Annotated in this window: 16 protein-coding genes; 6 read left to right on the top strand and 10 right to left on the bottom strand. The window is 58.1% G+C overall.

The features are described 5' to 3' along the window. The first annotated feature begins 41 nt into the window (after positions 1–41). The 4 genes from MME58_RS25730 to MME58_RS25715 all read left to right on the top strand — a co-directional run bounded on the left by MME58_RS25730 (position 42) and on the right by MME58_RS25715 (position 2,890). A complete protein-coding gene (locus tag MME58_RS25730) occupies positions 42–1,190 on the top strand; it encodes an NAD(P)/FAD-dependent oxidoreductase (protein WP_122297182.1) in 1,149 nt (382 codons plus the stop codon). A 188-nt stretch (positions 1,191–1,378) separates the two neighbouring features. Continuing rightward, a complete protein-coding gene (locus MME58_RS25725) occupies positions 1,379–1,654 on the top strand; it encodes an HU family DNA-binding protein (RefSeq protein ID WP_002555877.1) in 276 nt (91 codons plus the stop codon). Positions 1,655–1,901: 247 nt separating this feature from the next. Beyond that, on the top strand, positions 1,902–2,345 hold the full coding sequence (locus tag MME58_RS25720) for a hypothetical protein (RefSeq protein WP_054984937.1): 444 nt from the start codon (positions 1,902–1,904) through the stop codon (positions 2,343–2,345). A 167-nt stretch (positions 2,346–2,512) separates the two neighbouring features. After that, positions 2,513–2,890 (top strand): SCP2 sterol-binding domain-containing protein, encoded by a 378-nt coding sequence (locus MME58_RS25715; RefSeq protein WP_054984938.1) that lies wholly within the window; start codon positions 2,513–2,515, stop codon positions 2,888–2,890. On the opposite strand, the gene MME58_RS25710 is transcribed toward MME58_RS25715, so the two are convergent. The 10 genes from MME58_RS25710 to MME58_RS25665 all read right to left on the bottom strand — a co-directional run bounded on the left by MME58_RS25710 (position 2,891) and on the right by MME58_RS25665 (position 12,674). Continuing rightward, positions 2,891–4,852, bottom strand: coding sequence for a DUF7844 domain-containing protein (locus tag MME58_RS25710; protein ID WP_054984939.1), 1,962 nt, complete (start codon positions 4,850–4,852; stop codon positions 2,891–2,893). Further along, positions 4,849–5,169: a DUF2388 domain-containing protein gene (locus MME58_RS25705; protein WP_002555873.1), complete on the bottom strand. Its 321-nt coding sequence runs from the start codon at positions 5,167–5,169 to the stop codon at positions 4,849–4,851. The genes MME58_RS25710 and MME58_RS25705 overlap by 4 nt, the downstream gene beginning before the upstream one ends. Before the next feature lie 37 nt (positions 5,170–5,206). Further along, the gene (locus MME58_RS25700) at positions 5,207–5,512 is read right to left on the bottom strand and encodes a DUF2388 domain-containing protein (protein WP_055006977.1); all 306 of its coding nucleotides are present in this window, start codon (positions 5,510–5,512) and stop codon (positions 5,207–5,209) included. 87 nt (positions 5,513–5,599) lie between these two features. Beyond that, positions 5,600–5,917: a DUF2388 domain-containing protein gene (locus MME58_RS25695; protein ID WP_054984941.1), complete on the bottom strand. Its 318-nt coding sequence runs from the start codon at positions 5,915–5,917 to the stop codon at positions 5,600–5,602. A gap of 311 nt (positions 5,918–6,228) precedes the next feature. Beyond that, the gene (locus MME58_RS25690) at positions 6,229–6,444 is read right to left on the bottom strand and encodes a DUF1127 domain-containing protein (RefSeq protein WP_002555870.1); all 216 of its coding nucleotides are present in this window, start codon (positions 6,442–6,444) and stop codon (positions 6,229–6,231) included. A 320-nt stretch (positions 6,445–6,764) separates the two neighbouring features. Then, positions 6,765–8,258, bottom strand: coding sequence for an acetyl-CoA hydrolase/transferase family protein (locus MME58_RS25685; protein WP_055006976.1), 1,494 nt, complete (start codon positions 8,256–8,258; stop codon positions 6,765–6,767). Between the two features lie 179 nt (positions 8,259–8,437). Next, positions 8,438–9,892 carry an NAD(P)(+) transhydrogenase (Re/Si-specific) subunit beta gene (locus MME58_RS25680; protein WP_055006975.1) on the bottom strand — a complete coding sequence of 485 codons (1,455 nt, stop codon included), beginning with the start codon at positions 9,890–9,892 and terminating at the stop codon, positions 8,438–8,440. Next, entirely contained in the window at positions 9,889–10,212 is a 324-nt protein-coding gene (locus MME58_RS25675; RefSeq protein WP_054984944.1) for an NAD(P) transhydrogenase subunit alpha part 2, read from the bottom strand. Before MME58_RS25675 ends, MME58_RS25680 begins: the two co-directional genes overlap by 4 nt. A gap of 10 nt (positions 10,213–10,222) precedes the next feature. Continuing rightward, complete coding sequence (locus MME58_RS25670) at positions 10,223–11,344, bottom strand: Re/Si-specific NAD(P)(+) transhydrogenase subunit alpha (RefSeq protein WP_054984945.1); 1,122 nt, start codon at positions 11,342–11,344, stop codon at positions 10,223–10,225. Positions 11,345–11,765: 421 nt separating this feature from the next. After that, complete coding sequence (locus MME58_RS25665) at positions 11,766–12,674, bottom strand: LysR family transcriptional regulator (RefSeq protein WP_054984946.1); 909 nt, start codon at positions 12,672–12,674, stop codon at positions 11,766–11,768. A 155-nt stretch (positions 12,675–12,829) separates the two neighbouring features. Between MME58_RS25665 and MME58_RS25660 the strand changes: the two genes are divergently transcribed. Both MME58_RS25660 and MME58_RS25655 read left to right on the top strand, forming a co-directional pair. Then, positions 12,830–14,011: an acyl-CoA dehydrogenase gene (locus tag MME58_RS25660; protein ID WP_054984947.1), complete on the top strand. Its 1,182-nt coding sequence runs from the start codon at positions 12,830–12,832 to the stop codon at positions 14,009–14,011. Positions 14,012–14,020: 9 nt separating this feature from the next. Next, positions 14,021–15,244, top strand: coding sequence for a CaiB/BaiF CoA transferase family protein (locus tag MME58_RS25655; RefSeq protein ID WP_199727369.1), 1,224 nt, complete (start codon positions 14,021–14,023; stop codon positions 15,242–15,244). Positions 15,245–15,695: the final 451 nt, after the last annotated feature.

Here is a 15,695-nt window from a genome sequence, read left to right as displayed (position 1 = left end):
TGGCAACAACGGGCAGAAAACACAATGAATAGGGAAGAACAATGAGCGCACCTGTCGTCATCATCGGCACCGGCCTTGCGGGTTACAACCTCGCCCGGGAGTTTCGCAAGCTGGACGCAGAGACGCCGTTGCTATTGATCACGGCCGACGATGGCCGCTCCTATTCCAAACCGATGCTGTCCACCGGGTTTGGCAAAAACAAGGAAGCCGACGGCCTGAGCATGGCGGAACCCGGTGCCATGGCCGATCAGCTCAAGGCCGAAATTCGTACGCATACGCGGATCAGCGGGATTGATCCCGGGCACAAACGCCTGTGGATCGGCGAAGAGGCGGTCGATTACCGCGATCTGGTGCTGGCTTGGGGCGCCGAAACCATTCGCGTACCGGTGGAAGGTGACGCAGGCGATGCGATTTTCCCGATCAACGATCTTCAGGATTACGCCCGTTTTCGGGCGGCGGCGGCGGGCAAAAAGCGGGTTCTGATCCTCGGTGCAGGGCTTATTGGCTGCGAATTCGCCAACGACCTGATCCTTGGCGGCTACGAAGTGGATCTGGTTGCGCCGTGCGAGCAGGTCATGCCGACCTTGCTGCCTCCTGCCGCCGCGGCGGCTGTGAAGTCCGGTCTTGAAAGCCTGGGTGCACGTTTCCATCTGGGGCCAGTGATGACGCGCCTGAATCGCATCGATAAGGGGCTGCAAGCGCAGTTGTCGGACGGGCAGGTGATTGACTGCGACGTGGTGGTTTCGGCCATTGGCCTGCGCCCACGCATCGATCTGGCCGCAGCTGCCGGTTTGCAGATCGGGCGCGGCATTCTGGTGGATCGCCAGCTACAGACCTCTCATGCCAATATCCACGCGTTGGGCGACTGCGCTGAAGTCGACGGCCTCAACCTGCTCTACGTCATGCCATTGATGAGCTGCGCTCGGGCGTTGGCGCAGACGCTGTCTGGAACGCCGACCGCCGTAAAATATGGGCCCATGCCGATCACGGTAAAAACACCGGCGTGTCCGCTGGTGGTTTCACCACCACCGCGTGGGACCGATGGCTACTGGAGTGTCGAAGGGCAGGGCTCTGATATCAAGGCGCTGTGTCATGACGCGGACGGCAATCTGTTGGGCTATGCGCTGACCGGCACTGCGGTTATGGAAAAACTCGCACTGAATAAGGTTTTACCTGCGTTATTGGCATGAATTCGCGTCATTTTGTCGGATAGACCACGTATTTTTGCCAATAAACCTCGCCCGCGCACTGGCGCGGGTCGATTCGGCATGCCATCCTCGGTCTTGTCTGCCGCTACGTAGAGCCGTCGCGGCGCCTTGTTGCCGTTTTCACAAAAGCGGCGCGGGACATAAAAACAAAAACCGTAAAGAGGCTTCATATGCGTAAACCAGAAGTTGCAGCCGCCATTGCTGAAAAGGCGGATCTCACCAAAGAGCAATCCAACCGCGTTCTCAATGCCATCCTTGAAGAGATTACTGGCGCACTGCACCGCAAGGACAGTGTCACGCTGGTAGGCTTCGGTACATTCCTGCAACGCCATCGCGGTGCCCGGACCGGCAAGAACCCACAGACCGGGGAGCCGGTTAAAATCAAGGCAAGCAACACGGTTGCCTTCAAACCGGGGAAAGCCCTGAAAGACAGCGTCAACCCTTGACACCCTGTTGTGCGCCTCGGCGGGAGGCGGGCAACTCACAGGCGGGCATACCAGGTAGTCTGGATGCCCGCTTTTTGTTGATGTCGTCTGTCGCCGATGATGCGTCACGCTCCCGTTGAGAATTGTCCTACTCCTTTCCGTATGATTACCTTCCCAAGCTCCAGCTTTGCCTGACTTCCTCTCGTTGCTGATTCCCTTAGAGTTCCGCCCCTGCTGCACCCCTTCAATGACTCTTGGGAAATCTCGAATGAAAAAGCTATGGAAGTTTGCTGCTGTTGCAGCTCTGATCGCTGCTACCAGCGGCTGTGTGAGCTATAACGTCAGCCAGCCAAGCGTACCGCTGGAAGGCACGGTCAAAACCGATCTGAAGGCGGACGTCAAGGTGGGCGGCACTATCAGCGGCGAGTCCTCCACCAACGTGTTGTTCAATTTCCTGAGTTTCGGTGGCGATAACCAGTTCGCCGATGGCGTGACCTATGGTGGCGCGAGCGGCGGTGGCGGCCTGGGTCTGGCGTTGCCTGATCCTGTGTCGACGACCAAGGCTGCAGCGGCCTACAAGGCAGTCAAGTCCTCCGGTGCCGATCTGATCGTGGCACCGCGTTATGAGGTCAGCATCAAGGACTACTTCATCTTCAAGAAAGTGGATGTAAAGGTTACCGGCAGCAAAGGCAGCATCAACAGCATTCGTTGATGCAATCGGGATGCTGCTTTCCACGCGGAGCAGCATCCTCGCATTCAACAGGTATTTTGTACCGATCTCCCTCGAAATCCATCTTGTCCTACAGGTTTTGGGCGGATAACCGGCTACACTGCTCCGCCGATCCCTATCACCGGATCCAGTGCGTTCAGAGGCCGTGTATGAAATTTCGTTTTCTATTGTGGATGCTGGGTCTGCTGATGGCCCGTGCCAGTCGAAACAATCCCGCCTTCCAGCAGCAGTTGGCTGGCAAGGACCTTACATTTCAATTGCAGACCGCAGATGGCAAGATCGCGCGTCACTTCGTGGTGCACGATCAGCGCATTCGCAGTGCCAGCGGTCTGGTTGCAGAGCCAGCCTTTGCCATCTCGTTTCGTGATGCCGCGTTTGGTTTTGCCACCCTTCAGGCGAAAAACAAGCAGCTGGCCTTCATGAAGGGCATTCAGGACAAGGACATTCAGATCAAGGGCAACCCGGCCCTGGTGATCTGGTTCCAGGGCTTGGTCAAATACCTCAAACCGAAAAAGAAAGCCGCCTGATCATGGCAGTTGCAGCCCGCCTGCAGCCTTGTGCAGCGCTCGAAGGTGCTCGGACATCTGTTTGAGATTGGCTTCGTTGGCCGCAATTTCCCGGGCGCGCTCAGGCCCCAGCAAGGCGCGCACTTCCTTGTCGAGATCGCCGGTCAAGCGCTTGAGCTGTTTCTGACGCTGACTGCTTTCTGCTTCAAGCCGCTGCCATTCACCTGCCTGTGGCAAACCGTACCCGCCGCTACCCAGCAGCTCGGCCGGCCGGCTGAGGAACCCGCTGCTGGCGAGGATCTCCTGCAGCGTCGCAGTGGCTTTGGAGACCCTGCCGTCGTTAGATTGCCGTGCGCCGAGGTAACGTTGTTTGACCTCGTCCTGCGCCAAAAGCAATTGTCGGCGCAGGCTCGCCTGTTCCAGCAACAGCATGGCAGCACTGGTGCGCAAGTCGGCTTTCTCAAACCATTGGCTGCGTTCGCTGGCCGGCAATGTCATCCATTCTTCGACGGTGCTCTGCTTGATAGGCAGGTGTTTTTTCAGGACCTCGAACATGGCCTGATAGCGGTCGCGGTAAGAGTCGAACCGGTAGCCCAGACGCAACGCTTCCCTGGGGTCGTCAAGCACACTGGTGTCCGCCAGCCCGCGGCCTTTCAGGACTTCAAGCAGACCGTTGGGCAGAATGCTGTCCAGACCGACGAGCTTGGGGTTGTGGGTGCCGCTGCGCAGCAGCTTGAGGTTTTCCACCGCGCAGTTGTTCGACAGGAAATAGTAGTTGCCGTCGTAGCTCCAATGCATCTCGGCAGCGTGTTGAACCAGCCCCTCAATCTCCGGGCGGGACAATTTGATTGGCACGGAGGCCAGGCTGCGCAGTTCGGTCTTGGTGTATTCATCAATGACCTGCGCCAGCGGCAAGACGAACAGCCGTGACGGGTAGGCCCCCATCAGGCCGTCCCAGCTGGACAGCTGTACATCGCCGACGAATGCCCGATAAGACAGGACCAGATGCTGGTCAAGGTCCAGGCGGCAATCCGGGCCACGTGGACGACCCGGTTTGCAGATCACCAGGCGTAACATGCTGTGGCCCCAGCGGCTCGCCCAGTTCTGATTTGCTTCGGCCAGCAGATAATCCACCGCATAGACCCGTTCCGGGTCCAGCTTGCCCAGCGGTTCCCGACCAAAGTCGCTACCGGCGTTCAGATAAGGGTAGTAGGTCGGGCATTCATCCCGTTCAGCGGGGGCCCAGCCAAAGCGCTCTTTGTAATATGCATACAGTGCGGGGCGACGGCAGGCGTAGGCCGGGTCGAGGAGGAAATACTCCATGTTCACGGCTACGAATTCCAGCGGGCTGGTGGTTTCGTAGATATCGGGGCTGCGTGCGACCTGACCGTTATGTTCCTCACGCTCACCGCGACGGCCGACATATTGCTGCCAGCCCGCCAGATCCAGCAGGCGAGGGTCGTCACTGAGGGTAAAGCGTCGCTCGGTCTGACCCCGGCAGTTGTCGGGCAGGCCGATCTTGCCCAGTGAGCTGTTGCGCGATGCACAGCGAAAAATAGCCGCTCGCTCGGTCGGCGACCACAGACGAGCCCGGTCATAGACGTGGGTCAGCTCATGCAGGACAGTGGCAAGCAGTTCCCGGCGTACCGTGCCATGCGGACGACCGGTCTGGGCAGTTGCGGCGGAGCCGTCAGTCAATGAGGCCAGCAAGTGACTGTTGAGGTACAGCTGATAAGGGCCGGCAGCCTGGCCGTAGGCATTTTGCGGCATGTCAGCGGACCAGCTTACCTCGACGGTTCGGTCCAGTGCCTCGACGAAGCGGGGTGGCAGCGCGTGCATGGCTTCGTCGAGCAGCGTCTGGCTTGCTTGCTGTTGGGGCGCATCAAGGCCGTCGGTGTGCAGTTCCAGCTTCAGGCTGGCAAAGGCGTGTGTCCCGACCAGCGACAGCGCGCCAGCAAGCAGCCAGGCGCGAAACCGCCTCACAATGCGAGGATTGCTTCAGCCAGAGTCTGATCGCTCGCGCCACGTGCTTCAGGCACGCGAGTACGCAACGTGTCGAAGGCTGCATCCAACTGGGCGCCGTGGATGTCTCCGCCGCTGGCAACGTAACTGGCGGCGTCATCCTTGGCCTGAAGCACAACTTTGGAATCGCGAATCGAGGTGGTGGTGTCCGAGGTGAAATCGATGGTACGGCCGAACGCGCGAACGATGATGTTGCTCGTGGCTACAACGGTCTGAGCCTGGGCAAAATCGGCCAGCAACAGCAGGCCAAGGGAAGCAGCAATCAGCGGGGTACGCATGTAGTGACGTCTCCAGTACGCAAAAGGGGGAAAGTGGCTATTGGACGAGGATTGCCTGCGCCAGTTCAAGGTCGCTGGCACGAAGTTTTGCGTCTGCTTCACGCAGAGCGTTCAGCGCTGACTCGAGGCATGCGCCGCGCATCTTTCCGCCGCTGGCGATGAATGCTGCAGCATCGTCACGGGCTGCCATGATCAGTTTGTTATCGAACGGTCCTGTCGAGACCTGGCTGGTGGCATAGCCGGTCTTGACCAGACCTTGCGTGGTCGTATCGAACGCTTGAACCTGGCTGACGTACATCAGGCTGGCAAAAGGAGCGATATACAGAAGGTGCACTAAACGCATGACTTTCACGAACCGGCAAAACAGGCTCCAAGGCTAGCGCAATGCGCGGGCCAGAGCTACCCCGGCTCGTAGCCGGGGGCGCAGCGGTCAGATGGCCAGAATGGCCTGAGCCAGCTGGCTGTCGGTAGCTTGCAGTTCAGGCAGAACCTGGCGGATGTGCTGCAACGCGCCTTCGAGTCGAGCGCTACGGATGTCGCCGGAGCTGGCCACGAAGCTGGCAGCGTCGTCGCGGGCGGCAAGCACGATCTTGTCGTCTTTCAGAGAGGAAGAAACATTGGAAGTGGCACGCGTCGATGCGTTGACGGCATCGACCACTGCGTCAGTGGTCACAATGAAGCTGGAGGCGTTGGCACCTGCTGCGGCAGTCAACAGAAAGGCAGCGCCAAGGTTACGTAGCAGAGACATGATCGAGTTCCATTGTGGACGAAGGGGCACAGACGGCCTGCGAAGCCAAAGGGCTGAGGTAGAGCGCTAGACTATCCCACCGATACCGCGCTTGTCATGATGGGTGATGATGCTGCGTGGCAGGGTTTGTAAGATTTTGGTAACTGTACTTGATAACCCTGAAACATCTATAACTGTACTGCTTCTTTCAGGACTGATGAAGTCCGACCCGAAAACGACAAAACCCGTCTCGGTTGCGCGAGACGGGTTTTGTATGAAGCAATTCGGTGTGCTGGCGAGAGACCTGCAGGCCTGGACCAGCGAGCGCTGGTTTAGCGCCAGAACGGCTTGCTCAGCTCTTCGTAACGCTGGGATTCGCTGATACCGGCGTCAGCCAGCAGGCGTGCATCCAGACGAGCAAGTTGATGGCGGCTGGACAGGCGACGCTGCCAGAGCATCAGGTTGGCGAATACGCGCAGAGGCAAAGAAGCTTTTGCGGTGGTAACAGTGCTTTCGCTGAACAGATCGGAACTGATTGTACGTTCCATGGTGTGACTTCCTTCCGCTTGTGGCGGGATAAGTGAGTTGCTTGACTGGTGCCCATTTTCCTCGTACGCGTACAGCTTCCATAGACACAGTTCACTTGTATTGTGAGGGTTCAGTTAACTGTGATTGGGCACTGTTTTGTTCATAAATGGGGCAACTGTACCGGTAGGCACCATATAGGTGCATTTTGTGGTCGATTATGGTGATTCTGGTGTTTTAAGACGGTTTTATGACCGGTACAGCAGTACAGTTTTTCAGGAAGCAGCCAGGTAGGGGTTGGAAGTGACCCGCGAGATGTCTTGTTCACTTCCAACTGTCCTGTTCAGCCCGGCAGCATGCGCCCGGTTTCTTCCAGGTTGATGTGCCAACTCAGTGCTTCCCGAAGGATATGCGGTGTATGCCCACCCAGCGTACAGGCGGCACTGAAATAAGTGTTCAAAGCGTTGCGATAGTCCGGGTGTACGCAGTTATCGATGATCACTCGCGCGCGTTCGCGAGGTGCGAGGCCGCGCAGATCCGCCAGGCCCTGCTCGGTCACCAGGATGTCGACATCGTGTTCGGTGTGATCGACATGGCTGACCATCGGCACAACGCTGGAGATTGCACCGCCTTTGGCAATCGACTTGGTGACGAATATCGCAAGGTGCGCATTGCGCGAAAAATCCCCCGAGCCGCCGATGCCGTTCATCATTCGCGTCCCGCAGATGTGGGTGGAATTGACGTTGCCGTACAGGTCGAACTCCAGCGCCGTGTTGATGCCGATGATACCCAGGCGGCGTATCACCTCGGGGTGATTGGAAATTTCCTGTGGGCGCAGCACCAGTCTGGATTTGTAGCGATTGAAGTCGGCGAAGACCTCGGCGTGTTTGGCTGCCGACAACGTCATGGAGCTGCCCGAGGCAAAGGTCAGTTTGCCTGCGTCGAACAGGTCGAACGTCGAGTCCTGCAGTACCTCGGAGTACATGGTCAGGTCCGTGAAAGGCGACGCCAGCAGGCCATGCATCACGGCATTGGCGATGTTGCCGATGCCCGCCTGCAGTGGCATCAGCTTGTCGGTCAGACGGTCTTCGCGAACCTCCTTTTTGAAGAACTCCACCAGATGATTGGCGATGGCTTGAGTATCCGCATCAGGTGGCGTGACTGTGGAAGGCGAGTCAGGCTGGTTGCTGATAACGATGCCGACTATCTTCGCCGGATCGATCTTCACTGCATGGCTGCCGATGCGCGAGTCTGCCTCCAGCACCGGAATCGGCAGGCGCGTCGGTCTGTAGCTGGGTATATAGATGTCATGCAGACCTTCCAGCTCCAGCGGCTGGGACAGGTTGATCTCGACAATGACCTGTTTGGCCAGAATGGCGAAGCTGGCCGAGTTGCCCACGGAGGTGCTGAGGACCAGATGGCCTTCTTCGGTAATCGCAACGCACTCGATCACCGCCAGGTCCACAGCCTTGATCTGCCGATTGCGCAGCAGTTCGACCGTGTCGGACAGGTGCTGGTCGATGAACATCACCGTACCGTTGTTGATCGCCTTGCGCAGCGTGCTGTCGACCTGAAAGGGCATGCGCCGCGACAGTACGCCGGACTCGGTCAGCTGCTTGTCCAGATCGTTGCCCAGACTGGCTCCGGTCATCAGGCTGATTTGCAGTGGAGTCACTTTGGCGCGCTCGGCCAGCGCATGAGGTACGGCCTTGGCTTCGCCTGCGCGGGTGAAACCACTCATGCCGACGGTCATGCCGTCTTCAATCAGGGCGGCAGCGTCGGCTGCGCTCATAACCTTGCTCATCAGGGAGGGCAGGCGGATACGGTCACGGTACATGGGTCTGTCTCGTAGATAGAAGCGAGCGACAAGTCTAGAGCGTCGGACGGGCTTCGTCCTGCTACCAAGGTCGCATTTGAGCGCTCTAATTGGCGGGTTTCAGCGTAAAACACTGTTACGCGAAATGTAAAAAGCCCCGGTCGCCAAGCGAGCCGGGGCTTTCGTGAGGCAGGGTCAGGCTAGGCGTTTTCGACTGCCTTCACCATGTCCTCGATCACCTTTTTGGCATCTCCGAACACCATCATGGTTTTATCCAGATAGAACAGCTCGTTGTCCAGACCTGCATAACCACTGGCCATCGAGCGTTTGTTGACGATGATGGTCTTGGCCTTGAACGCCTCCAGAATCGGCATGCCGGCGATGGGGGATTTCGGGTCGTTCTTGGCGGCCGGGTTGACCACGTCGTTGGCACCCAGCACCAGCACCACGTCCGCCTGACCGAACTCGGAATTGATATCGTCCATCTCGAACACTTGATCGTAAGGCACCTCGGCCTCGGCCAGCAGCACGTTCATGTGCCCCGGCATGCGCCCGGCGACCGGGTGGATGGCGTACTTCACGGTGACGCCACGGTGGACCAGCTTTTCCGTCAGTTCCTTGAGCGCGTGCTGCGCGCGGGCGACGGCCAGACCGTAACCCGGCACGATGATCACAGTGTCGGCGTTGGTCAGCAGGAAGGTTGCATCGTCTGCCGAGCCTGACTTGACGGGTCGGGCTTCCTTGTTGCCGGCAGGCCCTGCGGAATCCGTTGCGCCACCGAAGCCGCCGCCGATCACGTTGAAGAACGAGCGGTTCATCGCCTTGCACATGATGTAAGACAGGATCGCGCCCGAAGAGCCTACCAGCGAGCCTGCAATGATCAGCATCGAGTTGTTCAGCGAAAAGCCGATACCGGCCGCCGCCCAGCCCGAATAGCTGTTAAGCATCGAGACCACTACCGGCATGTCGGCACCACCAATCGGGATGATCAGCAATACGCCAATCACGAACGCCAGCGCGAGCATGATTGCAAAGGCCGTGAGGCTGCCGGTGAACATGAAGGTCAGGCCAAAGAACAGCGTCGTCAGGCCAAGTGCCAGGTTGAGCTTGTGCTGACCGGCAAACTGTACCGGTGCGCCCTGAAACAACCGGAATTTGTATTTGCCCGACAGTTTGCCGAAGGCGATTACCGAGCCAGAGAAGGTGATCGCACCGATTGCTGCGCCAAGGAATAACTCCAGACGGTTACCCGCCGGAATGGCATCACCGAGGTTGCGAACGATGCCCAGTGACTGAGGCTCGACGACGGCGGCGATGGCGATAAACACTGCTGCCAGGCCGATCATGCTGTGCATGAACGCAACCAGTTCCGGCATTTTGGTCATTTCTACACGCTTGGCCATGATTGACCCGGCGGTCCCTCCCACCAACAGGCCAACCACAATGTAACCAATGCCCGCATGCGTGCCTTCAGCGGTAGAAAGCGCCGCCAGCTTGAATACCAGGCCGATTGTGGTGATGACCGCCAGGCCCATGCCGAGCATGCCGAACAGATTGCCGCGGCGCGAGGTGGTCGGGTGCGACAGGCCTTTGAGTGCCTGGATAAAGCAGATCGATGCGATCAGGTACAGCAGGGTTACCAGATTCATGCTCATGACTTCGGCGCCTCATCCTTTGCCTTGGGGGCCTTTTTCCTGAACATCTCCAGCATCCGTCGGGTAACCAGAAATCCGCCAAACACATTCACCGCCGCCAGCGCGACAGCCAGGGTGCCCATCGTCTTGCCCAGCGGCGTTACCGTCAGCGCAGCGGCGAGCATGGCGCCAACGATGACGATGGCGGAGATGGCGTTGGTTACTGCCATGAGCGGTGTATGCAGCGCAGGCGTGACGTTCCAGACCACGTGGTAGCCGACATAGATTGCCAGCACAAAAATGATCAGGTTGTAGATGCCGGGGGAAATCAGCTCTTCCATTGGTGTGTCCTCAGCCGTTCTTGCGCACGACGTGCCCGTCGCGGCACATCAGGCACGCGGCGACGATGTCGTCTTCGAGGTTGATCGAGAATGTGCCGTCCTTGTCGAACAGCAGCTTCATGAAGTCCAGCAGGTTGCGGGCGTAAAGTGCAGAAGCATCGGCTGCGACCAGGGCAGGCAGATTGGTGTGGCCGACAATGGTCACGCCGTGCTCGACAACAACTTGATCGGCCACGGTCAGCGGGCAGTTGCCGCCTTGTGCGGCAGCCAGGTCGATCACCACCGAGCCGGGCTTCATCTGTGCCACGGTTTCAGCGCTGAGCAGCACCGGTGCCTTGCGGCCTGGAATCAAAGCAGTGGTGATGACGATGTCCGCCTGCCTGGCGCGCTCATGAACGGCTGCGGCCTGGCGTTGCATCCAGCTGGCAGGCATGGGCCGTGCGTAACCGCCAACGCCTTCGGCGCATTCGCGTTCTTCGTCGGTCTCGTAAGGCACGTCGATGAATTTGGCACCCAGCGACTCGATCTGCTCCTTCACGGCCGGACGTACGTCCGACGCCTCTACCACGGCACCCAGACGCTTGGCGGTGGCAATGGCCTGCAGACCAGCAACACCTGCGCCGAGGATGAGCACTCGTGCCGCCTTTACGGTGCCGGCAGCGGTCATCAGCATGGGCATGAAGCGCGGGTAGTGATGTGCGGCAAGCAGCACGGCTTTATAGCCTGCAATGTTGGCTTGCGAAGACAATACATCAAGGCTCTGCGCGCGGGACGTACGCGGTGCGGCTTCCAGGGCGAACGCAGTAACACCACGCGCCGCCATCTTGCCGATAAGTTCGTTATTGAAGGGGTTGAGCATGCCGATGACCACCGAACCGCTCTTGATCAGGTTCAGCTCATTGTCGTCCGGTGCGACGACCTTGAGGATCAGATCGCCCGCATACACTTCGTCAGCATTGCCGGTGATGGCGCCTGCAGCTTCATAAGCGCTGTCCGGGACACTGGCATGAATGCCTGCGCCGCTTTGCACCGTCACCCTGTGACCCTGACTGATCAGCTTCTTGATGGTTTCCGGAGTGGCAGCCACCCGGGTTTCGCCCGCTTGCGTTTCGAGAGGAACACCAATGTGCACGACAAATCTCCTGCGCGATTTTTTATCGTTCGTATGTAGGCCTGTGCACTACGGCTGGTGCGTCTGGCATCGCCAATCAGCACGCCCCTTTCAAGGAGGGGCGGGGCATTTTGCAGGCGAAGTCGGCGGGCTTCAATACATTCTGTAACGAAACTATAGATGAACTACAAGTCATACTGTGACCTATTGTCGCAGCCATTCTTCAGAGCTCTTATCTGCGGGGGTTGTGGCGATATTCCGTATAAAAAGCAGGCGATAAAACTTTTTCTCCTGTAAGCGTGAAAAATCAAGCGAATCAGGTCAAATCCCCTGCAAACATAGGGGCATAACCTGATTTTTGCGATGCACATAGAGTTATCTTAAAACGACATAAGGTTATATCTGTAGGTGCTTGTCGATAAGCACTACGAGAGAATAGCGATCAGTCCAGATTCTGCGGCAGCTGGTAATCCCTGGCTTGCCCGACCAGCCAGTCCCGGAATGCACTCAATGACGCCGACTCCACTTTGCGCTCGGGAATCATCAGGTGGTAAGCCTTGCTGCCGGGCAGCGAACGCGTATTGGCAATCACCAGGCGTTTTTCCTGCAGTTCGCGCTGAATAAGAAAGGGCGGGATCAGCGCTACACCCATATCGTGCATGGCCGCCTGCGCCAGCATCGAAAACAGCTCATAGCGAGGCCCTGTCATGTCGCGAGCGACATCCATGTCCTGCGCGTTGAACCATTGCCGCCATGCATAGGGTCGGGTGGTTTGTTGAAGCAGTGGCCGCTCGGCCAGCGCGCTTGCACTCAGGTTGTCCTGGCCCTCTAGGAGCGATGGGCTGCAGACGGGCATTGAGTTCTCGCTCATCAGCCTGTGCGACTGGGTGCCGGACCAGTCCGCGTCGCCGAAATAGATAGCAGCGTCAAAGTCGGTATCGGCGAACAGGAAGGGGCGTGTACGGTTGGTCAGGTGGACCGCGACATCGGGGTGTTTGCGCTGGAAATCCTTCAGGCGCGGCAACAGCCATTGAGTGCCGAAAGTAGGCACCACGGCCAGTTCGATTGCGTTGGCACCCTGCGGTGCCATGACGGAAAGCGTGTCGCGCTCGACCGCGTCCAGTTGCAGGGCAACACGGCGGCTGTAGGAAAGGCCGGCCTCTGTGAGCTTCACGCCCCGTCGAGAACGTCGGAACAGCTCAACGCCGAGGAACTCTTCCAGCCCGCCGATCTGTCGGCACACGGCACCTTGTGTCAGAGAGAGCTCGTGAGCGGCCTTGGTAAAGCTTTCGTGCCGCGCAGCGGCCTCGAAACTTACCAGCGCTGTGGTGCTGGGTATCTTACGTCGCATGTACTCTCTGCTCACTGATGTTTTTGTTTGATAGCGATTTTTGCTGGTTCGGAGTGAGAAATTATCACACCGACTTGATAAAACCTCGTTTGTCGCGGGTCTGGACCAGGGCTAGGATCGTTACAGGATTTTTCAGCTGAACATGAGGAACAGGTATGAGCGGTAAGGCGAGCTTTAACTGGATTGACCCATTGCTGCTGGATCAACAGCTTACTGAAGAAGAGCGCATGGTCCGTGATACTGCCGAGCAGTTCGCCCAGAGCAAGCTGGCCCCGCGCGTGCTGGAAGCGTTCCGTCACGAGAAAACCGATCCGGCTATTTTTCGCGAGATGGGCGAAGTAGGTTTGCTGGGAGCAACGATCCCCGAAGAGTTCGGCGGTAGCGGCCTGAATTACGTCTGTTACGGATTGATCGCTCGTGAAGTCGAGCGAATCGATTCGGGCTACCGCTCAATGATGAGCGTGCAGTCGTCGTTGGTCATGGTGCCTATCAATGAATTTGGTACGCTGGCTCAGAAAGAAAAATATCTGCCCAGACTGGCCTCGGGCGAATGGATCGGCTGCTTCGGCCTGACCGAGCCCAACCATGGTTCCGATCCTGGAGCGATGATTACCCGTGCCAGGAGCGTGGAGGGTGGTTATCGTCTGAGCGGCAGCAAGATGTGGATCACCAACAGCCCGATCGCAGATGTGTTTGTGGTGTGGGCCAAGGACGATGCCGGCGATATTCGCGGGTTCGTTCTTGAAAAAGGCTGGGCGGGCCTGAGCGCTCCGGCCATTCATGGCAAGGTCGGTTTGCGCGCATCGATCACCGGCGAGATTGTCATGGATAACGTGTTCGTGCCTGAAGAGAACATCTTTCCCGATGTGCGCGGTTTGAAAGGCCCCTTCACCTGTCTCAACTCGGCGCGTTATGGCATTTCCTGGGGGGCTTTGGGCGCTGCGGAGTTCTGCTGGCACACCGCACGGCAATATACCCTCGACCGTCAGCAGTTCGGCCGTCCATTGGCCGCCAATCAATTGATTCAGAAAAAACTCGCGGACATGCAGACTGAGATCACTCTGGCCTTGCAAGGCTGTCTGCGCCTGGGGCGCATGAAGGATGATGGCACGGCTGCCGTAGAGATTACTTCGATCATGAAGCGCAACTCCTGCGGCAAATCGCTGGATATAGCGCGCATGGCTCGCGACATGCTGGGCGGCAACGGCATCTCGGACGAGTTCGGCATCGCCAGGCATCTGGTCAATCTGGAGGTTGTGAACACCTACGAAGGCACGCATGACGTGCATGCATTGATTCTGGGGCGTGCGCAGACCGGCATTCAGGCTTTCTATTAAGGAGGGCTGATCATGGGGGCGCTTTCGCATATCCGGGTGCTCGATTTATCGAGAGTTCTGGCCGGGCCTTGGGCCGGTCAGATACTTGCCGACCTCGGAGCTGATGTCATCAAGGTCGAGCGACCGGGATGTGGCGATGACACGCGCTCGTGGGGCCCGCCGTTTCTTCGCGACGCGGCCGGCCAGAACACCACCGAGGCTGCTTATTATCTGTCGGCCAATCGTAACAAGCAGTCAGTCACTATCGACTTTACGCGTCCTGAAGGGCAAAGGCTGGTGCGCGAGTTGGCGGCGAAGTCCGACATCGTGATTGAAAACTTCAAGGTTGATGGGCTGGCAGCTTACGGTCTGGATTACGAGTCGCTGAAGGCCGTCAATCCCCGGCTGATCTATTGCTCCATTACGGGCTTCGGGCAAAGCGGGCCTTACGCGAGGCGTCCGGGCTACGATTTCATGATCCAGGCGCTGGGTGGCCTGATGAGCCTTACCGGTCTGCCGGAGGGCGAGGAGGGTGCTGGTCCGGTCAAGGTCGGCGTCGCGCTCACCGACATCCTCACGGGTCTGTATTCGACGACTGCCATTCTCGCTGCCCTGGCTCATCGTGAGCAGAGCGGTATCGGTCAGTACATTGATATGGCACTGCTCGATGTACAGGTTGCCTGTCTGGCCAATCAGGCTATGAACTACCTGACTACCGGCGTCGCGCCCAGGCGCTTGGGAAATGCTCATCCCAACATAGTGCCGTATCAGGACTTTCCCACTGCCGATGGCGACCTGATCCTTACGGTAGGTAATGACAGTCAGTTCAGAAAATTTGCCGAGGTCGCGGGGCAGCCGCAATGGGCGGTTGATCCGCGCTTCCTGACGAACACGTTGCGTGTGGCGAATCGTATCGAACTGATTCCGCTGATTCGCCAGACTACGGTATTCAAGACCACTGCCCAGTGGGTTGATGAACTGGGGGCAGCCGGGGTGCCGTGCGGGCCGGTCAATGACCTTGCTCAGGTGTTCGCGGATCCACAGGTCGTTGCACGGGGGCTGGCCATAGAGATCCCGCATGCGCTGGGTGGTCGCGTTCCGCAGGTCGCCAGCCCGATTCGGTTATCGGAAACGCCAGTCGAATACAGAAGGGCACCTCCTTTATTGGGAGAGCATACAGCGCAAGTACTGCATGAGCTTTTGGGGATTGATGGTGAGGCGATGGCCTTGCTGCGTGACTTGGGGATTGTGTAGCTATATAGAAGAAAGCGTTCGCAAGCGGCTTTTCTATATGACTGCAGGGCCTTCGCGGTTAATTTCGATGTTTTTGAAATTAACGGTTGACGCCCTCTGTGATCTGTCTATAATTCGCCCCACTTCCGGCGCAGACGGAAACGAAAAAGCCTTGTAGATCAATGGTTTACAAGGGTTTGGAGTGAAGAGTCAGCGAGGAAGGAGGTCGGGTCTGGATTGATCGGCAGCGGTGAGAAAAAAGAGTTTGACACGCGGTTGTAACGCTGTAGAATTCGCCTCCCGCTGATGAGCAACTGCAGAGTTGATCGAAGCGCAAGTGGTTGAAGTTGCAAAGGAAACTTTGAAAACTTGTTGAAATAACCGCTTGACAGATACAGAGGACGCTGTAGAATGCGCGCCTCGGTTGAGACGAAAGGTCTTGGCCCACCGCTCTTTAACAACTGAATCAAGC

This window comes from Pseudomonas syringae pv. tagetis (genome assembly GCF_022557255.1).
In the GTDB taxonomy this organism is placed as follows: domain Bacteria; phylum Pseudomonadota; class Gammaproteobacteria; order Pseudomonadales; family Pseudomonadaceae; genus Aquipseudomonas; species Aquipseudomonas caricapapayae.
Note: the sequence above shows the minus strand (reverse complement) of the source record. Positions and strands in the feature narration are given on the sequence as shown.